1 protein-coding gene is annotated in these 638 nt (G+C 62.4%); it reads left to right on the forward strand.

The window, feature by feature from the left end:
• Positions 1-638 (forward strand): GTP-binding protein (locus LCM32_RS21910; protein WP_224823210.1); only part of this gene is annotated, 638 nt, incomplete at both ends.

A 638-nucleotide genomic window follows, 5' to 3' on the forward strand; every position in this document is an offset into this window, starting at 1 on the left:
AAGGCAAAGTTTGAACGCGGCAAGCCGCACTGCAACATCGGCACCATCGGTCACGTCGACCACGGCAAGACCACGCTGACCGCTGCGATCACCAAGTACTTCGGCGAATTCAAAGCCTACGACCAGATCGACGGCGCGCCCGAAGAAAAGGCACGCGGCATCACGATCTCGACCGCACACGTGGAATACGAGACCGAGAACCGTCACTACGCACACGTCGACTGCCCCGGCCACGCCGACTACGTGAAGAACATGATCACCGGTGCTGCCCAGATGGACGGCGCGATCCTGGTCGTGAACGCTGCTGACGGCCCGATGCCCCAGACCCGCGAGCACATCCTGCTCGGCCGTCAGGTGGGTATCCCCGCCATGGTCGTCTTCATGAACAAGGTTGACCAGGTCGACGACGAAGAGCTGCTCGAGCTCGTCGAGATGGAAATCCGCGAACTGCTGTCGGCTTACGACTTCCCCGGCGACGACATCCCCGTCATCGCAGGTTCGGCCCTGGCCGCACTGGAAGGCCGTGACGAAGCCATCGGCGAGAACAAGATCCGCGAACTGATGGCGGCTGTGGACGAGTACATCCCCCAGCCGGCACGTGCCGTGGACCAGCCCTTCCTGATGCCGATCGAAGACGT

The sequence above is a fragment of the Pseudooceanicola nanhaiensis genome (assembly GCF_020171315.1).
Taxonomy (GTDB): domain Bacteria; phylum Pseudomonadota; class Alphaproteobacteria; order Rhodobacterales; family Rhodobacteraceae; genus Pseudooceanicola; species Pseudooceanicola nanhaiensis_A.